This is a genomic window from Cohaesibacter haloalkalitolerans (assembly GCF_003574655.1).
Taxonomy (GTDB): domain Bacteria; phylum Pseudomonadota; class Alphaproteobacteria; order Rhizobiales; family Cohaesibacteraceae; genus Cohaesibacter; species Cohaesibacter haloalkalitolerans.
Genome location: NZ_QNUM01000002.1, coordinates 446406 through 470121, shown reverse-complemented (window position 1 = coordinate 470121; position 23716 = coordinate 446406). Strand labels below are relative to the sequence as shown.

23 protein-coding genes and 5 pseudogenes are annotated in these 23716 nt (G+C 55.6%); 11 read left to right on the top strand and 17 right to left on the bottom strand.

Translation table 11 applies throughout. From position 1 onward, the window contains the following. The first annotated feature begins 5 nt into the window (after positions 1–5). The 7 genes from DSL70_RS06000 (at position 6) to DSL70_RS05965 (ending at position 3774) form a co-directional block, all read left to right on the top strand. Positions 6–434 carry a hypothetical protein gene (locus DSL70_RS06000; protein WP_162916396.1) on the top strand — a complete coding sequence of 143 codons (429 nt, stop codon included), beginning with the start codon at positions 6–8 and terminating at the stop codon, positions 432–434. Between the two features lie 335 nt (positions 435–769). Continuing rightward, positions 770–1207: a Cu(I)-responsive transcriptional regulator gene (cueR, locus tag DSL70_RS05995; RefSeq protein ID WP_119306981.1), complete on the top strand. Its 438-nt coding sequence runs from the start codon at positions 770–772 to the stop codon at positions 1205–1207. 68 nt (positions 1208–1275) lie between these two features. Continuing rightward, entirely contained in the window at positions 1276–1650 is a 375-nt protein-coding gene (locus tag DSL70_RS05990) for a hypothetical protein (RefSeq protein ID WP_119306980.1), read from the top strand. A 46-nt stretch (positions 1651–1696) separates the two neighbouring features. Continuing rightward, positions 1697–2047 carry a hypothetical protein gene (locus tag DSL70_RS05985; RefSeq protein ID WP_119306979.1) on the top strand — a complete coding sequence of 117 codons (351 nt, stop codon included), beginning with the start codon at positions 1697–1699 and terminating at the stop codon, positions 2045–2047. Between the two features lie 172 nt (positions 2048–2219). Beyond that, positions 2220–2540, top strand: coding sequence for a DUF2933 domain-containing protein (locus DSL70_RS05980; protein ID WP_162916395.1), 321 nt, complete (start codon positions 2220–2222; stop codon positions 2538–2540). Then, positions 2537–2962, top strand: a complete 426-nt coding sequence (locus DSL70_RS05975; protein ID WP_119306977.1) for a c-type cytochrome — start codon at positions 2537–2539, stop codon at positions 2960–2962. Before DSL70_RS05980 ends, DSL70_RS05975 begins: the two co-directional genes overlap by 4 nt. Before the next feature lie 485 nt (positions 2963–3447). Beyond that, on the top strand, positions 3448–3774 hold the full coding sequence (locus tag DSL70_RS05965) for a DUF736 domain-containing protein (protein WP_119306975.1): 327 nt from the start codon (positions 3448–3450) through the stop codon (positions 3772–3774). A gap of 35 nt (positions 3775–3809) precedes the next feature. Here DSL70_RS05965 and DSL70_RS05960 read toward each other — a convergent pair whose 3' ends face one another. After that, the gene (locus DSL70_RS05960) at positions 3810–5066 is read right to left on the bottom strand and encodes a type II toxin-antitoxin system HipA family toxin (RefSeq protein ID WP_119306974.1); all 1257 of its coding nucleotides are present in this window, start codon (positions 5064–5066) and stop codon (positions 3810–3812) included. After that, positions 5063–5287: a helix-turn-helix domain-containing protein gene (locus DSL70_RS05955; protein ID WP_119307298.1), complete on the bottom strand. Its 225-nt coding sequence runs from the start codon at positions 5285–5287 to the stop codon at positions 5063–5065. Before DSL70_RS05955 ends, DSL70_RS05960 begins: the two co-directional genes overlap by 4 nt. Before the next feature lie 777 nt (positions 5288–6064). Here DSL70_RS05955 and DSL70_RS22195 point away from each other — a divergent pair. Then, a complete protein-coding gene (locus DSL70_RS22195; RefSeq protein ID WP_162916394.1) occupies positions 6065–6589 on the top strand; it encodes a hypothetical protein in 525 nt (174 codons plus the stop codon). 63 nt (positions 6590–6652) lie between these two features. Here the strand turns inward: DSL70_RS22195 and DSL70_RS05950 are convergent, their stop codons facing one another. Next, positions 6653–6880: a hypothetical protein gene (locus DSL70_RS05950; RefSeq protein WP_162916393.1), complete on the bottom strand. Its 228-nt coding sequence runs from the start codon at positions 6878–6880 to the stop codon at positions 6653–6655. A gap of 107 nt (positions 6881–6987) precedes the next feature. Continuing rightward, positions 6988–7155, bottom strand: a complete 168-nt coding sequence (locus tag DSL70_RS05945) for a hypothetical protein (protein WP_205563168.1) — start codon at positions 7153–7155, stop codon at positions 6988–6990. 431 nt (positions 7156–7586) lie between these two features. On the opposite strand from DSL70_RS05945, the gene DSL70_RS05940 reads away from it, so the two are divergent. Continuing rightward, positions 7587–9215, top strand: coding sequence for a 3'-5' exonuclease (locus DSL70_RS05940; protein WP_245418105.1), 1629 nt, complete (start codon positions 7587–7589; stop codon positions 9213–9215). Between the two features lie 14 nt (positions 9216–9229). Beyond that, positions 9230–9613: pseudogene (locus tag DSL70_RS22545) on the top strand (DUF6361 family protein). A gap of 15 nt (positions 9614–9628) precedes the next feature. Here DSL70_RS22545 and DSL70_RS05930 read toward each other — a convergent pair. The 6 genes and pseudogenes from DSL70_RS05930 to DSL70_RS05905 form a co-directional block, all read right to left on the bottom strand. Further along, a pseudogene (locus DSL70_RS05930) lies at positions 9629–9790 on the bottom strand (transposase); the annotation flags it as partial. 49 nt (positions 9791–9839) lie between these two features. Next, on the bottom strand, positions 9840–11912 hold the full coding sequence (locus DSL70_RS05925) for an alpha-galactosidase (RefSeq protein WP_119307297.1): 2073 nt from the start codon (positions 11910–11912) through the stop codon (positions 9840–9842). Positions 11913–12017: 105 nt separating this feature from the next. Further along, positions 12018–13100 (bottom strand): ABC transporter ATP-binding protein, encoded by a 1083-nt coding sequence (locus DSL70_RS05920; protein WP_119306971.1) that lies wholly within the window; start codon positions 13098–13100, stop codon positions 12018–12020. Positions 13101–13250: 150 nt separating this feature from the next. Next, positions 13251–14552, bottom strand: coding sequence for an ABC transporter substrate-binding protein (locus DSL70_RS05915; RefSeq protein ID WP_119306970.1), 1302 nt, complete (start codon positions 14550–14552; stop codon positions 13251–13253). Between the two features lie 33 nt (positions 14553–14585). After that, complete coding sequence (locus DSL70_RS05910; protein WP_119306969.1) at positions 14586–15461, bottom strand: carbohydrate ABC transporter permease; 876 nt, start codon at positions 15459–15461, stop codon at positions 14586–14588. An 11-nt stretch (positions 15462–15472) separates the two neighbouring features. Next, entirely contained in the window at positions 15473–16408 is a 936-nt protein-coding gene (locus tag DSL70_RS05905; protein WP_119307296.1) for a carbohydrate ABC transporter permease, read from the bottom strand. A 150-nt stretch (positions 16409–16558) separates the two neighbouring features. On the opposite strand from DSL70_RS05905, the gene DSL70_RS05900 reads away from it, so the two are divergent. Continuing rightward, complete coding sequence (locus DSL70_RS05900) at positions 16559–17590, top strand: LacI family DNA-binding transcriptional regulator (RefSeq protein WP_119306968.1); 1032 nt, start codon at positions 16559–16561, stop codon at positions 17588–17590. Positions 17591–17722: 132 nt separating this feature from the next. On the opposite strand, the gene DSL70_RS05895 is transcribed toward DSL70_RS05900, so the two are convergent. The 7 genes and pseudogenes from DSL70_RS05895 to DSL70_RS05865 all read right to left on the bottom strand — a co-directional run bounded on the left by DSL70_RS05895 (position 17723) and on the right by DSL70_RS05865 (position 23695). After that, on the bottom strand, positions 17723–18718 hold the full coding sequence (locus DSL70_RS05895) for a lipocalin family protein (RefSeq protein WP_119306967.1): 996 nt from the start codon (positions 18716–18718) through the stop codon (positions 17723–17725). 72 nt (positions 18719–18790) lie between these two features. Continuing rightward, the gene (locus DSL70_RS05890) at positions 18791–19462 is read right to left on the bottom strand and encodes a CerR family C-terminal domain-containing protein (protein ID WP_162916392.1); all 672 of its coding nucleotides are present in this window, start codon (positions 19460–19462) and stop codon (positions 18791–18793) included. A 404-nt stretch (positions 19463–19866) separates the two neighbouring features. Next, positions 19867–20175: pseudogene (locus DSL70_RS05885) on the bottom strand (ZinT family metal-binding protein); the annotation flags it as partial. 170 nt (positions 20176–20345) lie between these two features. Further along, positions 20346–20547: pseudogene (locus DSL70_RS05880) on the bottom strand (IS3 family transposase); the annotation flags it as partial. 249 nt (positions 20548–20796) lie between these two features. After that, positions 20797–21066: pseudogene (locus tag DSL70_RS05875) on the bottom strand (transposase); the annotation flags it as partial. Beyond that, positions 21057–21683: a response regulator gene (locus DSL70_RS05870; protein ID WP_119306965.1), complete on the bottom strand. Its 627-nt coding sequence runs from the start codon at positions 21681–21683 to the stop codon at positions 21057–21059. The pseudogene DSL70_RS05875 and the gene DSL70_RS05870, both read right to left, overlap by 10 nt. Continuing rightward, positions 21683–23695 (bottom strand): sensor histidine kinase, encoded by a 2013-nt coding sequence (locus tag DSL70_RS05865; RefSeq protein WP_119306964.1) that lies wholly within the window; start codon positions 23693–23695, stop codon positions 21683–21685. The genes DSL70_RS05870 and DSL70_RS05865 overlap by 1 nt, the downstream gene beginning before the upstream one ends. Positions 23696–23716 lie beyond the last annotated feature (21 nt).

The following is a 23716-nucleotide window of genomic DNA, read 5'->3' as shown; positions in this document are numbered from 1 at the left end:
TGATCATGACGAAACTGAACAGCAAACGCATCTCCTCCAACCTGCTTGCAACTGGCCTTGCCACGTTTCTCCTCGGAGCCCCGATTGCCATGAGCGCTCAGCCTGACATCCCTGCCGGGGCTGGCATTTCCTCTTGGATCGAAAACGGTTCGGGCGGCAAATACACGCTCCAGATTCTCGAAGGCACTTTGCCTGAAGCAGGCAAGAGCGTGACGGCAAAAGTCCTCAGCGATAGCAACTGCGCACCTGACGATGAAGGCATCAACCATTGTGAGAATGTGATCAAGATGCCTGATGGCAGCAAGCTGGTAGGCATCGACAATCACCGGATGAGCGTCAATCGCTGCCTGCGGGCTGGCGAGAAGGTCACCATCTCCATGCTCACCGACGGTTGGGCCACCGTGCTGACCAAGGATGCCAAGAAGACCAATTAATCAATTGGTGCGACGACTAAGGTGGGGCCGGTCAAACAAGCGGCCCTGCCGAACCTTCGCCCCCCCCTACGGCGTTGGTAGACTGCCGAAAGACAAGTGTTCTTTCAACTGGTATTTCTGACTTGACCTTCCAGTCACTGGAAGTCTTATTTTGAAGGGACTATTGAAATGAAGAGACCGGAGCAGGAATGGCTTGGCAAACGTATGTTGCCGGAAAAGAAACAGTCTGAAACTTTACCGCATCTCATTGCAAAGGCCGGAACTTTGGGCTTTTCAGGACAGGAACTGGACCAGTTAGAGCGCATATACGGCTCGCACATAGTAAGAGAGAGATCATGAATATCGGACAGGCTGCACGCAAAACGGAATTGCCGACCAAGACGATCCGCTATTACGAAGAGATCGACCTGATCTCGTCGATCCGCTCCGAAAACGGATATCGCACCTACACTGACCAGGACATTCATCGCCTTACGTTTCTGAAGCGGTCGCGCAGCCTCGGTTTCAGCATTGAAGAATGCCGCCTGCTGTTATCTCTCTATGATGACAAGGATCGTGCAAGTTCAGATGTAAAAGCTATAGCTCAAGGTAAGATTATTGAAATCGAACAGAAGATCACCGAGCTCCAGTCGCTTAAGGCAACGCTGGGGACACTCGTCAATCATTGCCACGGTGACAACAAACCCGATTGCCCAATTTTGGATGGCCTCTCGGACAAAACCGTGAACTGGTCCGCCGAAGAGAATGGCAAACACCACTGTTGTAAAAACTAGAAACTCCCTGCGGCCAAATCTTCCTGAGACCGTTGGACCCAAAAACAACCAAGAAGCCTAGAATCCCGATGATGAACTTCACCTCCCAATTTGCAAAGCTAGGGTATACGCTGATTGTCTTCAGCCTGATCTCGCTTGGCTTTTCAGGCGGGACCTTGGGTGCCATCAAATCCTCGAATGAGGAACCTCTGCCTTCCATGCAGCACATGTCGATGATGAACATGATGGACATGGGTGGAATGGCCGACATGATGGCTGGTGACTGCGAAGATTGCGCGGGCATGATGAGCCGCTCGTCAGCCCATTGCAGCCTTCAGGCAACTTTTTTGCCAATACCCGCGATGGGGTGTCCTTCATATCTGGCTGGGCGCGATCCCTTGCCAAGGGAACAGTTGCCCTACGCCTTTTCCTTTTCTCCGGAGCCACCACCTCCGCGCCTCTGATTGACTTTCGTAAACAATTTTCGAAACTCAATCAAAGGTAAAACCTATGAAAATCAAATTGATCCCGACCGCTGCAGCTCTTGTTCTGGCAGGAGCTGTTTCCCTTCCTTTGTCTGGCTTTGCTCATGACAATGAGACCTCTTCCGACCAGTCCAGCCGCTTTCCCGGCATGGGAAACTCCGGTCACATGATGTCGATGGCCTCCATGATGGGCAACAATGGCATGATGGGGAATGGCATGATGTCGTCCATGATGAACGATAGCGAAAGCATGACTGACATGATGTCGAGCATGATGGCTTTCATGAGTTCTCATATGGACGAAATGCTTGAAATGATGGGCGGCAGTGACGATGATGATGATCTGAAGCGCCCCTCAGAGCCAGCTCAGGAATAAGGTTGTACTGAAGTCTCAGACAGATCGAAACGTGGCCGCGGGTTGGATCAGCCCGATCCGCGGCTGTACGGTTTCATCGATATGAGCCAGCGTCTGCCTTTGTCTCCACTTTCCCAAATTAATGTCAAATTTCTAGCAGGCGGGATATTTGTGCCTGCAACAGGTCAAGTCCATGAATCATAACACCCACCACAAGCAACAATCGTCCCTCCTGACCCGCATCATGCCCAAGACGGGCCATGGTTGGATGATGGTCGTCTGTTGCACGCTCATGCTGGCCTCGGCGGCCTCAATCTTCATTGAGACCGGAGAGGATGTTTCCACGAGCAACGGCCTGGCCGCTTTGCTGCCGATTGTTGGTTGCCTCGTCATGCATATGTTCATGCATCGGATGATGGGCGGTCACTGTGATCACGAAAAGGAAGAGAAAGCCGAACCAAGAGAACTTGAAATTCCGTCTTTTAAAAATACTCTTCAAAAAGAGCAGCCATGAAAATGAACTGGACAAAATATGCTGTTATGGCCGCTCTCATTGCGGGTGGCGCAGTAATCGTAACAAAATTCTTTGACGGCGCTGGCAGGTCATCTTCTACTACATCCAGAATCGTGAATGTGACTGTGCCGGATCTGTCTCCTGTTGCCGCCAATGGACAGGAGCTTTTCAACGACAATTGCGCTGCATGCCACGGCGAAAATGGCAAGGGGACCGAAATGGGGCCTCCGCTGATCCATCCTATCTACAAACCCAGTCACCACGCCGACATAAGTTTTGAGCTCGCGGTTGCCAACGGTGTTCGTAAACATCACTGGCCCTACGGTAATATGCCCGCCCAACCGCATATAACTCGCGCAGATCTGCAACAAATCGTCCGCTTCGTCAGGGAAACGCAGCAAGCCAATGGGATCTTAAATTAGGTGCCGAACTTGATAACTAAGTCAGCCGCGCTCGGCTAATCCAGGGTGCGGTTGATCACGGCTGCTCTGGACGTCAATCAACCAATCTGCACGAAAGTTTTCGTAATGTTTGCTTTTGAGAGACTAAGTCTTGGGCATCGCATAGGCTACGCTAGTCTACAGTTGTTCAATGCCAACTTTCTTTCACTTTTACTCAAGTTGCCATCATCTCTATTTTTCCTGCTTCCGGTTCGACCCCAAACGGTCTCTTCAACTGGCTTGATCTGGCCGAAGAACGGCTTTTGCCTCGATTGGCTATGCCGCAATGGTTCGGATTGGCTTTCTTCCCCTGTCGGCGAGCCGAATTTCCTCGCGAAACAACAAAGCCTCTCCTTTCCATCCTCCGCTGTGCTTCGGTCGCAAGGATGCGGCGGCAATCATCTTCGGCCTTTTGATCGCCATCGAGACCGCATGGTGCGGGTTCGGAAACAAAATGGAGATTTAAAATGGCTACCATCGGCACCTTCAAGAAGAACGGCACCAACGAATACACCGGCGAAATCGTCACTCTCAGCGTCCAGGCAAAAGGCGTCCGCATCATTCCCGACATTCGCGCAACTGGCGAAAACGCTCCCAGCCACCGTGTCCTAGTCGGCCGTGCGGAAATCGGGGCTGCCTGGTCCAAGCGATCCAGCGAAGGTCGTGACTATCTTGGCCTCAAACTGGATGATCCCAGCTTCACAGCTCCGATCTATGCCAACCTCTTCGACGATGAAGATGGTGAAAGCTACATCCTGATCTGGTCACGTCCCAATGGACACCGTGGCGAATGACATAGCAAGGGCTCCGGCAAATGCCGGAGCCTTCTTCATGCCTTCTCGAGTTGGTCTCTCACAAGCTTGACGCGCGTGCCAATGATTTTCCTGACGGTCTTCAGTACCGGGTGGAAGAGGTCTTCGGCTTGCAGCTCGACGAGCAGAGCATCGGCTTCTTCTTTGACCCTGTTGGCCATTGTGGCCAGCTCGGTGCGGAACACTCTTTGGGCAGCCTTGGTTGGAGCAGCAAGTGCGTACCATTGTTCAAGCGTGATCGTGTCAGCAAGACCCTGGCCGCCAATCTGCATGGCCAGTTTCTTGGTCAGACGTGGATAGGCCGCAGTGCAAACCACGTCATAGAGGGGGGCTAGATCCGGTGTGCTGGCGTGATAGAGCAAAGAGAAATTCTTGGCATGAGCGTCTGCATTGCCAACCATATAATGAAACATCACCATGCGCTGGAAGGCGAGCCTGTCAGCTGCGGGACGGCGCGTATGTTTCTGGATCAAACCAGCCGACTGTGCGATCCCCGGTCCGCCTTCTTCTTCATATTTGAGTTCGGGCGGTACACTGAGGGCCTGACAGAGGTCTTCCTGATGCAGCTTGGCAATGGAGCCGTCGGCTTCCTGAACGCGGTCATAGCGTTCCACCAGAATGAAGTCGGTGTCTCCTGCTGACGATTTGATGACATGTGGAGCCTGTAGCCCGACGCGGTTTGCAAGACGCATGCAGAAGAGTTCATTCTCAACCGTACCGTTCAGCCCTTCAATAAAGGGTTTTAGGATGTGTGTTGTCGGCTTGCCAGCTTTGGGAAGCGAGATTTGACCGTCACTCACGCATACCGCTAACTTATCCTGTGCTCCGGCGAGGGACAGGCGCACACCTTCCTCACCGCCGAGCAAAGGGCGATCCCGCAACAGATCAAGGATCTGGCTCAGGCGCTTCTCGTCCAGTGGCTCGACATCCTGAGACCTGAAGTCCGGAGGTTCTGATCCCTGTGGCAAGAGCGAGAGGGCACCAGCGCATTCACCACCGATGATTTCCAGCAGCCCAAAGGCATTTTGCTGCGAGACGCCAAGGGCAGATGCCAGCCTTTTGCGCGCGCGCTCATCTGGTAGCAGTCCGGAAAAGAAAGGCCGGGCTACCGCATCGGGGTAGGGGGCCTCTTGCAGGGGCATTGAGACTGAAAGAGCGGCTCCGTTGGAAGACAGGTAGTCAGGATCATAGAAGAAGCAGAGTTGCCCATCATCCATCTGAATTAAGGAGCCTGCTAAACTCTCACGCAAATAGACATCAAGAGAGCGGCTCATGTGTCATCCTCCCGGTTGTTGACCGTGAAGGTGAGGCCAAGGGTCTGCATGACTGTGAGAGCCAGTCCCACTTGGCAACTCTCCTTGCCATGCTCCAGCTCACGCACAAAGCGCACGCCGACCCCCGAAAGGGCTGCCAGTTGTTCTTGTGTCAGCACCTGCCGTTTGCGCTCGTCTCTAATGAGCGTTCCAAGATCTTGAGAACTATCTATGTTGGCCATGATCATCCCTTTCGGGACGAATTTAGCACAACTCAGTTAAAAATACACGAAAAAGACCCGAGCGGGACGAAGGGTGCCATAGGGGGGATGATATGGTTAAAATCATCCTGAACGGGATGATGGAAGAAAAAAGTGATTTGTCCCTATCTCGGGCTATCGGATAGAATGGAGAAAGACGTTCGCATTCCGAATCCACCGATTGGAAGACGTTGAGCCGAAATTTTCAGGTTGAGCTGGAAGCGAGCCTAACCTAGCCTAAGGTCTAGTGCCTAAAACGGTGCCATCCACAGGCATAAAATTTGGGGTTGCAAATTTTTTATATCGAAATTTCAATCGGTTACGACTCTGAAAATGACATCCGCCTCCGGGCACCATCATTTTTTCCCAGCCCGTCCCACTCATATCGACAAGTCCTTGGAATTATGGGATTTTTAGGTCTCAGATTTCTCGGAGTGTGTCAGGCGATTTCACCAGATCCGACCCGTCTGTGTGGCGCGCCTTTTCACTCTGCACAAGTCGACACTTTTCTTTGCACAAGTCGCCTATTCAATCGGCCCACTCATCTCGCGCCTTAACCACTGTTTTTCCTGGACAGTTTGATGGCTTGATTTGACCCTGTTTTCCTATCCCAAAAAGCAACTGTGTTTGCAGTCCGGAATGGGGTGCACTATCCTCTAACTCACACTATGCGGACAAAGCCGCCTTTGAAGCGAAGCTATGTATATGCTACCCTTTGGTGCGTTGTGAAAATATTTCCCTTTAAAGCAGTTTTAAGCAATGACTTCATTTATGGCAGCAGTTTGGGCGCTTCTAGCATATATTTATTGTTCGCTACTGTTGTTTGGCGGTCCATTCCAAGCGCTCGCTTTGCTACTGATGTGGCGAGACCGATTAGGACTGACTTACTGGCAAGCGCTTCTTCCTCTATCTGTCTTGCTAGCTGCTATTGGAACTAGTTTTGCAAAGCAGCATGGTGTTCACCGCCAACTTCTTCCTGCTTTATTCATTGTGTTTTCAATGGGATTATCAGCTGTTTTGGTTGGCGGTTATGCTGAAATTCGACGTGTAAAAATTATCAGTGAATTCGCGCCTGATCAGGAAATTCATTCCTCTATTTTTAGTTCATTTCGCAATGCCCCTAGAAAATTTCAACCCTTTTTGCATGGTGCCGCACTAAAGAACTGTAGGCCTTTTGCGTGGAGCTACCGGCGGATGGAATTCTATGCTTTGCCGCCAAATGTGGCAGCAAACGTGTTACCCAAAGACTGGATAGAAGCATGCAAAATTCGGCGAACCCGCTAAACTCTGCCCGAGCAAACCCGCGTCATTACGGTTGATTTGGGCTCCAAGCGGGCATTACCCGGCTTACGCCCCATCGAACGAAACCTGATGAATGGTCCTGAAGGCGTTGAACAGGTCTTGCGCTTTGCCGAGCGATTGCTCGGTGATATACATGCCACCGGCAGCGGTATTCAGCTCGCCGTCGGTCACATATTCTATCGCCAAATCGACCTCTTCATAAGCCTTTTCGATTTCCTTTTTCATGGTCTCCAGCAGGGCCTTCATGGCGGCTTGTGCAATTTCCTTTTCCATCATCATGCTCCTTTGTTCGGATGCCACACATGTGGAGCAGACCAGCCTCTTTGCCAGCGAATGCCATTGCTTTGTGGGGCTGTTCTCAGCAATGGCATTGCGGGGGCCTAGTTCCCGATCACCAGCTCACGCGCCTGCGTGGAGCCTTTGCTGTTTGTCGAGTAGCTAAGGCTCACCTCTTCGATATCGAAGCCTGAGAAGATTTCTCGGATCTCGGGAACATCGTTGATGGAGAAGAGGAAGCGGCCTTTGAGGCTGCGGAGTTGATCGGCCAACTGCTGGAAGTCTTCCGGGCCTGGGGGATGTCAAACAGTCGATCATGGGCTTTCAGGGGGCTGATCCGCGCCTGTCTCAGGAGCTGGCGGCGGCCAACCCCGATGCGACGCAGCCCCTTGACCGCAACTGGCGGTCTACACCTGCGGTGATGGACTTCGTCAATGCCATGGGCGCCGGGCTGTTTGGCGCAGGCTACAGCCCGTTAGCCCCGACGCGTGATCCTGTGTCCGGTCCAGCACTAGAGTTTTTTGAACATCGTCAAAGGTCGTGGGGTCAGAAAGTATTCGAAGCCGCAAGAGCATGTTGCAGGGCGCATCGCCCAGATCTTGCAGGCCGGTGAAACGATCACAGACCGACAGAGCAGGGCCCCGAGTAGCGCGCGTCCCTCTGACATCGCTCTTCTGGTCTGCCGGCACGCTATGCCGAGGAATTGCGCACGCGCGGCGTTCCAGTCCGCATCGCTGAAGATGGCTGGGCGACAAGTCCGGTTGTTCGGGCAGCCTGCGCGGCGCTCAGCTATGCCGCGAACCCTGCTGATGCGTATGCCGCACTTGTCCTGCGTACCCTCGGCCCCGATCCGCTCAGCCTACAAGCCGCCATGCAAGCGCAGATCCAAGGTCGGTTGACGGATGATCCGACCCTGATGCGCTTGGCGGCCTTGTCGGACCACCTTGCTCGCTTGCCGATTTCCAATGCCGTGGACCTGGTGATCAATGCTTCTGGCCTGCGGATTTGGGCTGGCCGTCAGCCCGACGCGGCACAGGCGCCTGCAGACCTACTGCGGCTTGAAGCCGAAGCAAGCGACTTCGAATCAGCGCACCGTGATCTAAAATCCGCAGCCGGTTTCCATGGCGAAAGTGTCAAGGTGTTTCTTGGCTGGCTGGCTGCCCTCGCCAGCGAGCGCGATTTCGACCGCCGTCCCGACCCCGCCGCCAACAGCGCCGAGGCGGTCGAGATCGTCACATGGCACGCCAGCAAGGGGCGTGAATGGCCGATCACCGTGGTTGCGGAATTCGACCATGGGATCGAAGACTGGCCTGGTAGCACCGCGACCCGGTTCACCGCGCTTGACGAGATCGACGATATGGACGCCGCGCTGGCCTCGGCCGCACTGATCCACACGCCGGGATTTGCCGCCCCTGAGGCCGAGCGGCGGTTCATTGAGGATCGGCGGACGGATTTCGAGGCAAATGCGAAGAACCTTCTTTACGTCGCCATGACCCGGGCTCGCGATCGGCTGGTACTGGAGTGGCCAGGCTTCCTAAAAGAGCGTGATGAGGAAGCACCGGAAGCCAAGTGCCTGTTCCATGTTTTCACAGATGCCTGCGCTCCGCGAATCGGTGGTGATAAACTGCACATCGGCGGGATTGATTGCCCAGCCATCGTCAGGCAGTTGCCCGAACACGCAGGCTTCACCGAGTATCTGGGGGGTGAGATCACGGACACACCACGGCTCGGCAGCGCTATCCCCTTGCCTACTGTGGTCGTGACGCCCTGGAGGCTAAAGCCATCACAAGCCACGACGGCCCTGCCTGCACCAGACGGCCAAGCTATCAAATTGGGCACGCCATGGCCCCGCACGGTCAGTGACGCTGCCCGAGGGACAGCGATACACCTTGCCCTACGGACTTGCCTGACGCGGCCTGATCTAGTTGCAGCTCTGCACCAGGCAACTGGATTGGACGATGCAACCCTAGCGCTGGTCGCCGAGAGAGCAGCTACACTGAAAGCCTTGCTTTCGTCCGATGGTTACACCAATCTGCTCTGTGAGATCCCTCTGCTAGGTCACACCAAAGAAGGTGCTGAAATTCCCGGCATGATCGACTTGTTAGCAACTGGGCCAAAGGGATGCCTATTGATCGACCACAAAACCGGCGGGGCGGGTAAGGGCTTTGGTCTCTACTGGCCACAGCTCTCCAGCTACGCCGCACTGGTGGAAAGACTGTTCCCGCAACATCCGCTTCAAGGAGTGGCCGTGTTCTGGGTTGACCACGGGCTATTGGAATTGGCCAAACCACAGTATCTCGGGGAGGCAACTAACCTCACCCTATCCTTTTAATTCGTGAGTAGCCGATGTCTTACCTTGCCTGGATCGATTTTGACCCTGAAGAGCGGCGTAGAGTTCAGACCCTCATAGATCTATTCAAGCAGCCCGAAGCACGTGATGAGCTTGGTCTGGGCACGATCCGAGACGGGCTGGTTGATCTCCTCTTTCCGGGCACTAGCACTATTCAAACACGGATACGCTAGATGCTGTTCGTTCCTTGGATCTATCGGGAAGTACAGCGGCAAAAGGCAAGTCAGACAGAGCGGATAAAAATCGCTCGGGATCTTGAGTTCCAACTGAGCGAAGCGCTTCTGCGAGGCGGAGAGCGCGAAGATGTGATCGGCCGCCACGCAGGATGGAACCTAAAGAGGCTCCCGTCGAGCGTCTATTGGGCTGGCATCCATACGTGAGAACGCCGTTGCATTTTTTAAGATGTCGCGCTCCTCGGTAACCCGAGCCAGCTCCTGCTTCAGGCGTCTAATCTTGGCCGCTTGCGCATCGGTCGCCTTGATCTCTGAGTTGGCCTTGCCATATCGTTTCTTCCACGCATAAAGCGAATGGCTGCTGACACCAAGCCGCAATGCAACGAATGTGGGTGAAAAATTTTAGGAGCTTTCATTGTGCTGAGCTAAAAGCCTAAACCCTTTCTCCTTCGACCACCCACATCGTGGCGGGCCAGGAGAGAGGCAGGTTGAGGCCGTGGGTCATCAGGGCCTTGCCACTGAGAGTGAGGTCGCCTTCGACAAGCGCCGTATGGCCGCGTGATTGCGGTGGGCGATCTTCCGGATTGATGAGCCGAACCCGATAGAGGGCATCGGGCTCGAGCCCCGCCAGCCGTTGGGCCAGAGGCAGGGTGTGACGCGGCGTTGCGAAACGTCCGGCAAAGAGGACAAAACGCGCGCCGTCAGCGGCAATTTGCAGTTCGGAAATGACGGAGTCGTCATCGCTTTCAAGCGGAAGCACATACCCGTCCATACGCCAGTCGCGGGTTGCTTTCCACCAGTTGGTGACGCGCTGCAGGATGGCGAATTCCTCGTCTGTCAATTCCCGTGGGTCCATCTCGAAGCCCATATGCCTTTCCGCTGCCACCCATGCCCGGAAGGACATGGGCAGAATACGGCCGGAAGAGTGGCATTTGCGCGGGCCGACATGGCTTCCCGTGACGGCTGCGGGAATGAACAGGGCTGCATCATGCTGGATACGCAGGCGCTCGATGGCATCGTTGGAATCCGATAGCCATACCCGATGGGTGCGCGCGAGAATGCCAATATCGATACGTCCGCCACCTGATGCGCAGGTCTCGATCTCGACCGTCGGGTGCGCGGCCCTTAGCTGATCAAGAAGGGTATAGACACCTTCGGTCTGAGCAGAAGTGACCAACGGCAAAAGCCGATTATGGTCCCACTTGAGATAGTCAATATCATTCGCTGCCAGCAGAGCGCTGAGGGCGGAAAACAGATAGTCCCGCACCTCGGACTTTGACAGGTCCAGTACGTGCTGGAACCGTCCGGTCAACTGGTCGGTCGGTCCAAGCAGCCAGTCTGGATGGGCGCGATAGAGGTCACTGTCCATATTGACCATCTCAGGCTCGACCCAAAGGCCAAAGGTCATGCCCTCGGCATGAACCTTGTTGATGAGGGGGGTAAGGCCGTCGGGCCATTTTCTGCTGTCGATCGTCCAGTCTCCCAGAGAGCTGGTGTCGTCGTCCCGCTTGCCGAACCAGCCATCATCGAGCACAAAGCGCTCGGCGCCCAGCGCGGCGGCGCGTTCGGCTATTTCCGATAGTGCTTTAAGGGAATGATTAAAGTAGATGGCTTCCCAGCAATTGTAATGCACAGGGCGAGACCGATCCGGGTCTGGCCAACGCACCACATGATCCCTGATATAGCCCTGATAAGCCCGTGCAATACCGGCTTCCCCTTCGCTGGAGCAGGCGAGGATAAGTTCTGATGAATGAAACCGGGTGCCTGCGCCTTCCGAATCCCATGTGCGACCCATTTGCAGCTGCCGTCGCCCGTCAGGCAGCTCCTCGGCAATAAAGCGATGCCCGCCCGACCAGGCAAGTTGCAGGGCCAGAACGGTGCCTTCGGTTTTAGTCGCGCCGCGAAGCGGGATCATGGCAACTGGCGGATGTTCATGGCCTGACCGGCCGGTGCGCGCGTCCCGCATGCGGATGCCTGCAGACCACGGGGTGCTCTGGCGCTGGAATTCCTTGAGCCATGTGCCATGCCAGTCGAGGATCTCATCGGACATTTGTGGCGCTGGCAAAACCGGCGCGGCCAACCAGTGGCACAGGACGGGGGCGGTCGCTGTGAGGCAGGCCGAGGCGATGATGATATCGCCAACCGGGACAAAATGGGCGACGTAGTGCAAGCCGTTTGCCTCATCGGAAAAGGCAAGTTTCAACCCGTCGGAGCTGTCAGCGTTTTCAAACCGGAAGCGGGGAAGAATGGCTTTCTCGCCGCGCGAGAGGGAGAGCCCGACCTGTCCGGGGAAGGGGGCGCTGGCCTCCGGGCAGATGGAAAGGGGAATGGTCGCGTCCAGCATGCCACCACCCAGATCAATTGCATGGGCCATTGACAATTGCGCCAGATCCTCGGTCTCGGGCAGGCGTTCTCCCCAATAGATGGCCTCGGCCATCCGGTTATTTTCAATGCGCAGGACAAGGGTCTGGGTTGGCGTATCCAGTCGATGATGGATGGAAGTCATGGGGTGGTCCGCTTTGATTGCTCTGATGTCGAGAGTGTTCTGGGTCTGGCAGGTGATGCTCGGGGCAGAGGCCATCCGGCCCCTTTTTGCCCTGCGATTTTTTCTCTAGCGCAGCCGCATGCCGGCTGCATCGAACAGGAAGGCCCTTGATACATCGAAGGCTGCTGTTATGGCTTCACCGGTCCTGAACTGGCGCGCGTCGGCAAGCTTCATGACGATGCGCTGGTTAGCCTGTGTGCGGGCGTAGATGTAGGACTCACCACCCAGATGCTCGACGATGTCTGTCGTCAGCTTGATCTGCACTGCCCCTTCTGGCGAGAGGGATTCCGGTCGGATGCCCACAGTCAACTTGTCTCCTTCAGCGGGCATGCTGCCCTTGAGTTCCATGCTGAAAGGAGCCGCCTCGACGTCATCAAGCTGGAGTGTCACGCTCTGGCCTGTCACTTCCCTAACAGTGGCTTCAAGGAAGTTCATCTTTGGCGAACCGATGAAGCCGGCAATGAAAAGATTGTCCGGATCGTCATAAAGGGTGAGGGGCGCACCGACCTGTTCGATGCTGCCTGCCCGCAAGACGACAATCTTGTCAGCCAGTGTCATGGCTTCCACCTGATCGTGGGTGACATAGATGATCGTTGTGCCCAGCTCTTTATGCAGCCGGGCGATTTCGACGCGCATGTTGACCCGCAATTCTGCGTCGAGGTTGGACAGCGGTTCGTCAAACAGGAAGACATTCGGCTTGCGCACAATGGCGCGGCCAATGGCGACGCGCTGACGCTGGCCACCGGAGAGCGCCTTTGGTTTCCTGTCCAGAAGGCCATCCAGTTCAAGCACTGCGGCGGCTTCATTGACCCGTCGGTTGATTTCTTCCTTCGGGGTTTTGTCAAAGCGCAGACCAAAGCCCATATTCTCGCGCACAGTCATGTGAGGATAGAGCGCGTAACTCTGGAACACCATGGCGACGCCGCGTTTGGCCGGATCTACATCATTCATCGGCTCGCCGCCAATGGCCAGTGAACCGCTTGAAATGTCTTCAAGGCCAGCGATCATACGCAGCAGTGTGGACTTTCCACAGCCCGAAGGTCCAACGAAAACGCAGAATTCTCCGGCTTCGATTTTCAGGTCGATGTCATGAATGATATGGGCCTCGCCATAACGTTTGTTGACATTTTTGAGTTCGAGACTAGACATGTGCTCCTCCCGATTTGATATTGGTGGCCGGTTTGCACTTCGCGCTTCGGCTGAAATGAGGGGGCTGGGTGCGGCCGGATGGCCTCAGTCCGGCCGCTAGAGCTGCGGCTTCGCCCCCAGACAATGCCGCGCCCTGCTGTTTTGACGCGATCAGAAAAGGCTGTTCACTTCTTCATTGGCGTTGGTGAGGATCTCTTCGGGCTTTTGTTGCCCTAGCATGACCTTCTCAAGAGCCGCTTTGACGATGGAGGAAATCTCGTTGCCATAGTCGGTAATCGGTGGTGCAAAGGTGGTCTCGCTGGTCGCGACCTTGGTGAAGGCGGATACATCGACACCTTTTTCCTCGAAAGCCTTGACGGTTGTCTCGATCTGGTCCTGTTGGGCCGGGAAGACAACGCCAGCCTTGGCAACGGTTGCCTGACAGGCATCAGAACCAAGATATTGCACCCATTTCCACGCGGCATCCTTGACCGGGCTGCCGGTCCAGATGGAGTCTGCCAGACCGTTGAACATGGTTTTGCGACCTTCGGGGCCTGCCGGAATCGGCGCAAAGGCAACCGATGGTTTCGATTGATGGTAAAGGCCCACAAGCCACGAACCGGTTACCGTCATCGCGCCCTTGTCCGAGAACATCAGGGTTTCTGCTCCCAGACGCCCTGTCTGTTCCACGGTCGGCATCAGATGATGCACACGAGCCAGATCGCGGATCCAGGTCAGTGACTTGGCAAGACGCGGGTCATCAAAATTATAGTGGGTCGACCATGGCTCATCGATGAACCTCCAGCCTGTGCTGGCGGCCAGATAGGCCCATTCGGTTTCCCCTTGCGGGCTCAGCGGGTTGAGTACAAGGCCGAAGGTGGCAACAGAATTCGGATCAAACCCTTCTTCATCACCGCGCTTGCCGTTGGTATCGACGGTAAGGTGGGCGATGATCTTCTGGAAGCTGCCGCCATTCTCGGGGTTCCATGTCATGTCAGCCAGATCGGATGGCGCAAGTCCGGCAGCTTTCAGCTTGTCGCGGTCATAGGCGACAGCGACAGTTGCCCAGTCTTTGGGAAGGCCATAAACGGCGCCGTCCTTGGACCAGTTTTCCAGCAAGCCCGGCAGATAGCCCGATGTATCATAGGACGCTTTGGCAAGAAGCGGCGTGAGGTCTTCGATCATCTGGTTGGCGGCAAACTCAGGCAGGCGCATCAGGTGATTGACGAAAACGTCGGGTGCATCACCGGAAATGAAGCTGGTGGTCAGGTTCGTCCAGTATTGGTCCCAGCCGGTTTGCGTGATCTCGATATGGATGTCGCTATTCATCGCCTCGAAATCATTTGCACACTGCTGATAGACCGGTGCCTGTTGTCCATCCCACATCCAGTAGCGCACGGTATCTTGCGCAAAGACGGTTGTCGGAGCCAGAACGGCTGCGGACACGAGTAGATAGTGCGTTAGAGTCTTCATAATTCTCTCTCCCTAGAAAATTCGAATGTCGGCCTATTTCATGCCACTTGTTTGCAAGGATTCGACGATACGGCGACCAAAGAACACGAGCAGGATCAGCACCGGAATGATCGACAGCATCACGGCGGCCATCAGACCGGTCCAATCCGGCTGTCCCTGTCCGGTCTGGCTCTGATAGTTGGCGAGCGCGACGGCCATCACCTGCACATTCTCTTTCTGCCCGACGAGGAACGGCCAGAAGAAATCATTCCAGGCCTGAATGGACAGAAGGATGGCCAGAGTGGCCAGCGGTCCGCGCTGTAGCGGCAGGGCGATATGCCAATAGACCTTGAACCAGCTGAGGCCATCGAGCCGCGCCGCTTCTTCCAGCTCCTTGGGCGTTGAAAGGAAGAACTGGCGCAGGAAAAAGACTGCGAAAGGCAGCATCAGGATGTTGGGAGCCACCATGCCCGCAAAGCTGTTGAGCAGGCCCAACTGACGGATCAGGATGAAATTGGGAATGAACAGCACGATCGAGGGGATCATCGTCGCCGCGATGAAACTGTAGAAGATCGCGTCCCGCCCGGGAAAACGCAGTCTTGCAAAGGCATAGGCCGCCAGTGACGAGAAGAACAGCTGGCCGGTGACGAGAAGGCCGGTATAGATCACACTGTTTCTGAGCGCGATCATGAAGTTGATTGGTGAGCCCGAGTTGGCCGGTGGTGGCACATCACTGGGCAGACCCAGCACACGCAGGAAATTGCCGAAAACCGGATTGTTGACCCAAAGGCTGTTTGCCGTGGAGAAAACATCCGTGGGCATGGTGATGGCTGTTTTGAGCGCCATCCAGATGGGCAGGAGCGAGATGATGCCGAAAACGGCAAGGCCTGCATAGCCGAACAATTTGGGCAGGTTGAGTTTTGTTGACATGAGGCTTCTCCCTATCCCAGATCCGAGCTGTCGGCACGCAGCAGGCGCATCTGCAAGAGCGTTACCAAAATGAGGAAGACGAACAGCACCATGGACATGGCCGAGGCATAGCCCATGCGGCTGAACTGGAAGGCATTCTCATAGATGTACCAGAGCACGGCGCGGGTGGAGTTGGCTGGTCCGCCTTGGGTCGTCACGGCGATCACATCAAACACCTGGAAGGATCCGACGACGCTGGTCACCAGCACAAACACCATGACCGGGCGCAACAGCGGCAGCGTGATCATGCGGAACATGGCGCTTTCGCTGGCACCATCCAGTCGCGCCGCTTCATAAAGATCGCGCGGGATCGACTGAAGGCCAGCGTAGAAGAGCAGGGCGGTAAAGCCGACATGACGCCAGATCGAGATGCCTGCAACGGAAATGAGCGCCTGATCGGGCGAGCTGAGAAAGGATTGCGGCGGGATGCCGATGCCGGTGAGAAAGGCGTTGGTCAGGCCGATCAGCGGGTCCAGCATGAGCAGCCAGACAAGGCCGGCAACCACGTTTGAGATGAGATAGGGGGCGATGATCACGGCCCGGAACAGAACCGATTTGGCAAGCCTGTCGGCGAGTACGGCAATGATCAGACCGAGGGCCGTTTGCAGGGGGATGTTGTAGATCACATAGAGCAGCGTGATCTGCATCGAGTCCCAGAATTTCCCATCGGCCCAGAGCTTGCCGTAATTGTCAAACCCGATCCAGTGCGCCGGGCGCATCAGGTTCCAGTTGGTCAGGCTGATCTGCGCGGCCCGGATGGTGGGAAAAGCGAAGAAGGCAATGAGGCCGATGAGGGCTGGCAGTATGAAGAGATAGCCCGTGAGGGCTTCTTTCCTGCGCAGCCTGTTTCCAAACAAGCCTGATCCTTTGTCTGCGTTGACCGATTTATCGGCACTTCGTCCGGTCATCATGCTCCTCCCATTTTGTTTCTTGTGCCGGATCCAGGGTTTCCTCTATCCCCAGCCAAGCCTTACTAACACGTGTTAGTGTAGTTTTGAATTTGCATCTGTCAATGAAAAAAGTTCGACTAACACGCGTTAGTATGGTATCCAGTTGGAATGAAAGCAAAATCTGTCACCAGCCATGATGTGGCAAAACTGGCCGGCGTATCCCGTTCGACCGTGTCTCTCGTTCTGAACGGCTCCGATGCGGTCAGCCTCAGTGAAGAAACCAAGGAGCGCGTGCGTGAAGCTGCGCGCGTTCTGGGCTATCGCCCCAATTCTGCTGCGCTCATGTTGCGCAAGGGGCGAACCGATACTGTCGGACTGGTGATCACGGAAACGCGCTCCATCCGCGTCGATGCCTATATTCCCATGCTGCATTATGCGATTGCCGATGTTCTGAAGGAAGCTGGCTATAGCCTGTTGCTGGAGACCTTCGAGCGGAAAAAGGGCGTCAATCCCTATACCGATCTGGTCGTTTCCCATCGCATAGACGGGCTGATGGTGCTCAGCCCCCATGTGGAAGACAAGGATCTCCATGCCTTGCTGGATAGTGGCTTTCCTGTCGTGCAGATCGGCTCGATCGGGCATCCGGACGAGCTGAGTGTGACGACATGCACCCGAGACAGCACAATGGAGGCTGTGCGGCATATTCTTCAGTTGGGACACCGCGCTATTGGCAGCGTTCCCTTTTCGCCAGCTGGCTTTTCAGCGACTGATTCCCGACTGGAGGAACTGAGACAGGAGCTTTCCAAAAACGGAATCACGCTCGACGACGACTGCATCGAGTTTGGCGATTTCAGCGCGGAAAGCGGCTATAACGCGACCTTGCATCTGATGAGGCGGCAGCCACAGTTGACGGCTATTTTCGCGGGCAATGATACCGTCGCTCTGGGCGTGATCGGGGCGCTCAACAGCCTTGGTCTGTCGGTGCCCGGTGATGTGTCTGTTGTGGGCTATGATGATCTGCCCTTTTCGGGCTTCATCTCGCCCCCCCTGACAACGGTGAAAATGAATGCGGACCAACAGGGCAGGCTCGCTGCGGATCTGATGGTCAAACGTTTGAAAGGCCAGAGCATTCCGGAAAAACGGCTTGTCTTGCCTTCGGAGGTGGTTTTGCGCGCTTCAACAGGAAGAGTGCGAAACTGATTTTGACAGTCGTCTTCACTTCAAAATTGGGGTGAGACTATCTTCGTGTTGGGGAACTGGCCCTGAAATACTGAGCAAAGAATTGCAGCGCAATTTGGCGTCGCGCTGCAAAGGCTTATAGTGTTGGGACTGTTATGACCAGTTTCCGACAAGTTCAACATAGCCAAATCCCGTAACGGATTTTCCCTGCCAAGTGCCGGTCACCCTGCTGGCGCCTTCATATTTGCTAAGGACCGGCGCTTCTCTGGACACCACTTCCTGCTTCAGCGGACGGGGATCGACATCAAGAACAGCATCCATTTCCGGAATCCGGACGGTCCAGTGAGTTGGATAGCGGTAGTTGGTGACGTCGCTCTTCCATTCCCCGGTTGCCCCCAGTGTCGGATCGACGGGAATGACCATCTGTGTTCCATCGGCTTTGAGGATCGTAGCCCATGCGCGCGGACTGCCCCCCGGCTGCATCGGGCAGGACCAGACGCTCAGCGCCTCGCCTGTGTCCAGCGTCATGCCGATCCAGCTCCATTTCAGCTTGCTGACGGGAACCTTGGAGAGAAGCTGCCACTGGCGATCAAACCAGCTGGTTCCCTCTACTTGATAGCTTTTGCCTTCGATCTCGATGGTGCCGGAGGTGGCAAGGCGAGGGATCGAATATTGATGGATATGCATGTCCATGCCGGTAAATTCGCCCACACCGGCATTGAAGATGACCGGTCCCGGCGCTGCGATATGCAGGGCAATCTTGCCGCTGCCGTCTCCAAGGGTGGCTTCCAGATCGATGTTGCCCAACGTGCCCCGAATGAAGCCGTTCGGCATCTTGATGTCGAAACCTTCTTTGACCTCGGCCTTGCTCAGCGGCATGATGCGATCATCTGCCTTGTACCAGCCGGTCGTCTCGTTGGAGATGGCCACGATCAGCTGAACCGCATCGCCTATTTCCGGCAGCGGGATGATCATTGCGTGAAACAGATAGTTTATGGTCTCGCCGTTGACGTCATACTGTCCGAAGTAAAACCACGAGTCGTTTTCATAATCGGGCTTCCAGACAAGGTCTGCAGCGGCATCGAGAAGAGGGCCGGGACCATCTAAAGGAAGAGAAGGGGACTGCGGGGTCATTTCTGCTGAAGGCATGTGTCATCTCCTTTGATTTGTACAACCGACTTGACTTTTCAACCGGTTACTATGGCCGTTTCTTCTCGGTTGTCATTCCTTCCGGGAAACGAGGGGCAGCGTCACGTTCCTGCGCACGGCGTCCTTGATGGCGCGTGCCTGTTCCGGGCCGATGGTTTCCCATTTCATATGTTTCAGGATCAGGGATCGTGCAGGGCGGAAGGCCAGAACCTGACCGATCAGAATGGTCGTTGTCAGTCTGTTGTCCGTCTCGCTGCTGTCGGGGTGCAGTCGGGTGACGAGGTCCAGAAGGCATGCAAAATGCGGCGCGACAAAATTCTCGAACACCCGCTCATGGGCTGTGCTGTTTTCCTGCTGCTCCTGCAAGATCACGCAAACCCATGTTTCAAGCTCCGGCTCGATCAGCACATCGACAAGGTTGTCAATCATCTCGCCGATGGCAAGAGCACAGATGGTCCGCTCTTCCGGGGTGCCTTCTGCCGTCTTCAGGCCATGCAATGTATCTTTGGATGGCATCAATCGCGCAGAGAGTTGAGCTTCGACATAATCCAGAACGGCTGAGTAAAGCCCTTCCTTGCCGCCGAAGTGAAAGCCGATCAGGGCCTGATTGGCACCGGCAGCGTTTGCCAGCTCACGAGTGCTGGTGAGGTGGAAACCCTTCTGCCCGAACAGCAGGCATCCTGCTTCGATGAGGGCTTGCCGGGTGAGCTGGCCGCGGTGGCTGGTATCTTGTTTCTGTTCCATGTCAACCATATAAACTTAATCACTTGAATAAGTCAATCGAATTAATCAAGTGATTAAGTTGCGATACAATACCTTGGCCAAAAGCGACTGGGATCGGGAGCAGAAGAATGGGGGGGAATGAAACTGCAGCACGAAATCCTGAAAGGGATAAAATCCAATATCTTCATAATTCCAATGCCTTCAGTGAACATATGAGGAAAGTTGGTTCGCCAAAGGCCTTGCCGGACGTGGACCAGAGGCTTGAACCCCTTCATTCCAATCTGTCCCTCTAGTCAGTCAGACTTTTGTTGCTTCAGCGATGAATTCCGGCGTTAGCGTGCTCTTGGTGAGCAGCTATTTCGCGCTTTAACAGTTGAGGATATGCAAGCTCGCAAAGCGAGCCTGCAGACCCTCACGGCGTCTGACTAGTGCGCCAGCATTTCCTTGACGATTTCATCTCCTGTCAGGGACGCAGGATAGTAGGTTGGCCAGTTGGTAACTTCCTTCAGCAATTCAGCTCGATCATTGCCCCAGTAGAGATGATAATGGTCGGCGTCCGCCGGAGCGATGCGGTGATCGCTAAACTGAATGAATTGAGGAGCCTCACTGTCTCCTTCTGCTTTCTCAAAGATGAACCGGACACCTCTATTGCCCTTCTTATATGTCAGGATCTCATAGCCATCTGATTTATAACTGGCTTTGAATGCCTGGCCGCCCTTATTGAAGGTAGCACTACCGCTGCATTAACATGACAATTGCCCTTTCCGCTCATGCATTGCCCGGCAGGCGATGCCCGCATCGCTGAGAGGGGATGGCCTGAAGCCGTGTAGACGCAGGATCTTCTGATAGTCATGAGAGCAATATTGGCTGTCGCGATCCGTGTGGTGAATACAGTCCCGAGACGGCTCAACTTTAGAATATCCCGCTCCTCCTTGAGAAGACGCTTCTCACGTCGAAGTCGTTCATTCTCTGCTGCAAGGAGCTGATCATCGCCGGAGACCACATCAATCTCCTTGTGGGATGTCGCCCACTTATTCAACGTTGACATCCCAATCCCGGAGATCAGATGCAACCTGCCGTCTTGTAAGGCCACTGGTCAGCGCAATGTGAACCGCTTCTGGACCGTCCTATAGAAAATCTTCTTTGTTGCACAATATGCTTTCAAAGGAGCGGCACAGTTCCGTGACAGGTCCGGGGCAAAAATGGACAACTTTTACGCCCCCCCCCCGCACCGCCAACACGACGGAGCTACCGTGGTCTAATTTTGCACCGACACCCTCAGTTCAATTCCTCAATCATGGACCAGCCATGCCAGCATCTCTGCCGACCCATATTTCCGGATTGATCTTGTCAGGATCCCAATCTTCCTTGGCAGTCGAATTCTGTTTGTTGGCATCGGTCTCGATGAGACTGGCATCGCTCTCAAAGTGCTCACCACCAACGACACCCTCCTCAATGCAACGGGCAACCACTGCCTCGAATACCATCCGTAGCAGATTGCTTTCACGGAAACGACCATGTCGGTTCTTCGAGAAAGTCGAATGGTCTGGCACGGGATCGGTCCGATCCAACCGGCAGAACCACCGATAAGCCAGATTGAGATGAACCTCTTGACCTACTCGTTGGAGTGGCGGATAGCGTATTTCCTTAGCTCCCGGACGCTCAGCGACAGACCAAGTTTCTCGCTTATGCGGGCGTAATAGGTCTCGACGGTTCGCACGCTGATGCCGAGCGTCGCGGCGATTCCGATGTTGCTTTCCCCCTGACCCATAAGCGACAGGACCTGTTGCTCGCGCTCGCTGAGCTCCTTGTCTTGTTCGGCGCCGTCTGCCTCTTTCAATGCGTTGGCAGCCCGAACAGAAAGGTAGGGCTCACCGCGGCGAACATGGTCCACCGCTTCGAGAAGACAGGCAGGGTCGTCGCGCTTGGTGACGTAGCCGAGAACCCAATATTGGAGCGAGCGCCTGATCGTCCGGGCATCTTCAAACATCGAATAGACAATCACGCGCGCTCCGCGACAAGCGAGATCGGGGACGAGATCCAGCCCATCCCCGCTCTCGAGCGAGAGGTCGATGACAGCAAGATCAACCTTATTGTCGTCGGCGATCGCGCGCGCCTCCTCGAATGTCGAAGCCTGAAGAGGGGATGGAAGACCGTTCGATGCCAGAAGGGCGGCAAGCCCTTGCCGCACAGCGGGATGGTCGTCAACCAGGAGAACCGTACAGGCGACGGGCGCTTCCATCACGACGCTCCCTCTGAACAGGTGCCGTTATGGCACTGGACGTGACATCTGACGACTGTTCCGCCGCCGGGCGCATTGTCGATTGAAAACGCTGCTCCGATGGCGCTGGCTCGATACCGCATGATCCGGAGACCAAGACCGCCTGTCCCGGCAGAGGGCAGATCCGCAGGAAGGCCCGCACCGTCATCCTTGACCTCCAGTCTGGTCAATCCGCCCTCACAGTCCAGCGAAACATCGACGCGCGTCGCACCGGCGTGTCGCACCGCGTTGGCAATCGCCTCTTGCGCAATCCTGTGAAAGACACTGAGATGCTCACCGGCACAACTCGCACAGGGCCAGTTCTGTCTAAGATTGATCTCGAGGCCGCTCGTCCGCCGCGCACTGTCCACCAACTCCTCAATGGTCGGACCGGTCAGAGCCGAGTCGTGTTCGACCGGCCACATTCCGCGCGACAGAGCATAGGCATCCTCTGTCGCGGCAGACAGTACCCGCCCCAGTTCAACCATCGGCGGGGAGTCCTTCACGGCGGCAATATTTGACAACATGGAGTATCTCAGGCGCGCCGCAGTGAGCTGCTGACACAGGCCGTCGTGAATCTGGTAGCTGACGCGGCGGCGTTCTTCCTCGCTGACCCAGACGACCTCCGCTTCGAGTTCTCGTCGCCGGTTCATTTCCGCCTTGAGCGCGTCCAGATTGTGGTGAAGATCTTCCGATAGCAACTCCACCGTCTGAAAACTTTGAGCATAGTGCAGAGCCAACGCCGACGACTGAAAGACGACGAGCGCGAACAGACCCCTCAGGATCATGTATTCGCCTTCGATGACATCGGTATGGACAAGCACGTCGTGAATGCTGGTGGATGCCAACAAGACCGCGCCAGAGAACAGCAGGATTGCACCCGGTTGCCGTTTGACGACGCAGACGAATAACCGGACCAGAAAATAGGTCGTGAAGAGCAATCCGGCCAGCATCAGCAACATGACCAGCCATGACTGCCAGACCGGCGGAAACGCGAGTACGGACAGCAGGAACACAACGACTCGCAGATCGGAGACCGCTTGCAGACGCTTGGAGAAGTCGGACGGGAAAAGACACCTGTAGAAGCGATACAGGATCGCACCCGACAAGGCATAGCAGACAAGGGCTAGTTCATCGAGTGCAACCGGATTGATCCACCCTGGAACGACAGCCCGCGAAAGCCAGTAGGTCGAGTTCGAGTTGGCCGCATATCCGATAATCAAAAGGCAATACGTGCCGAAGTAAAAAAAGGAAATCTCTCTGGGGCGCAGAAAATAGATCAACAGGTGATAAGTCCCTGCGACGAGGAGAATTCCGCAGAAGAAGGCCGAGAAGATCCATACCCGGTCACGCGCAGTCTGAAGGATGCCCGCCTTGGCAAGCAGGATCGGGTCGCCTATGCCGCCTTCTCGAAACCCATGGTTGGACATCTGAAGAACAAGATCCACCGGCTGCCCGGTCGTCTCGAGGGGGGCAAGAACGAGGGACCGGTCGGGCTGCTCTTCTGCGGCATCCAGTCCCGGCTTGCCGCTTTCGGCAATGAGAGTCCCGTTGGCCCACAGCCTGTAGGCGAGGCGGAGATCGAACAGGCGAAGCGTGAGCATTGCATTGCCAGCAGGCGGGGTGAGGCGTAGGCGAAACGTGGCCGCCCCCGTTCCGCCCGCAATCTCGTCACCGAAGCTGTGCCCGCGCCAGATCCACGGCAACCGCAGGCTCCCGCTTGGTTCCGGGGCGTCCGGGCGCTGAAAGTCATCGGGCGTGAACAGATGTCCCCAATAAACCTGCCAAGGGCCGCGCAAGGCGAAGATCGCGCCGTGATCGAGGGGGGCCTCGGGAATGATCGCAATGCCATCCCGGACCTCGAGGTCGATGATGGCACTGTTGTCGGTGGTGCGGAACACCATCCAGAGAATGGCACAGAACAGAAGGACAACACAGACAAGCGCGACCTCAAGTCCCCTTGCCCCTTGCGCCGAGTTCAGCCCGTACTTCATGCCACCAGCCCTGCCATTTTA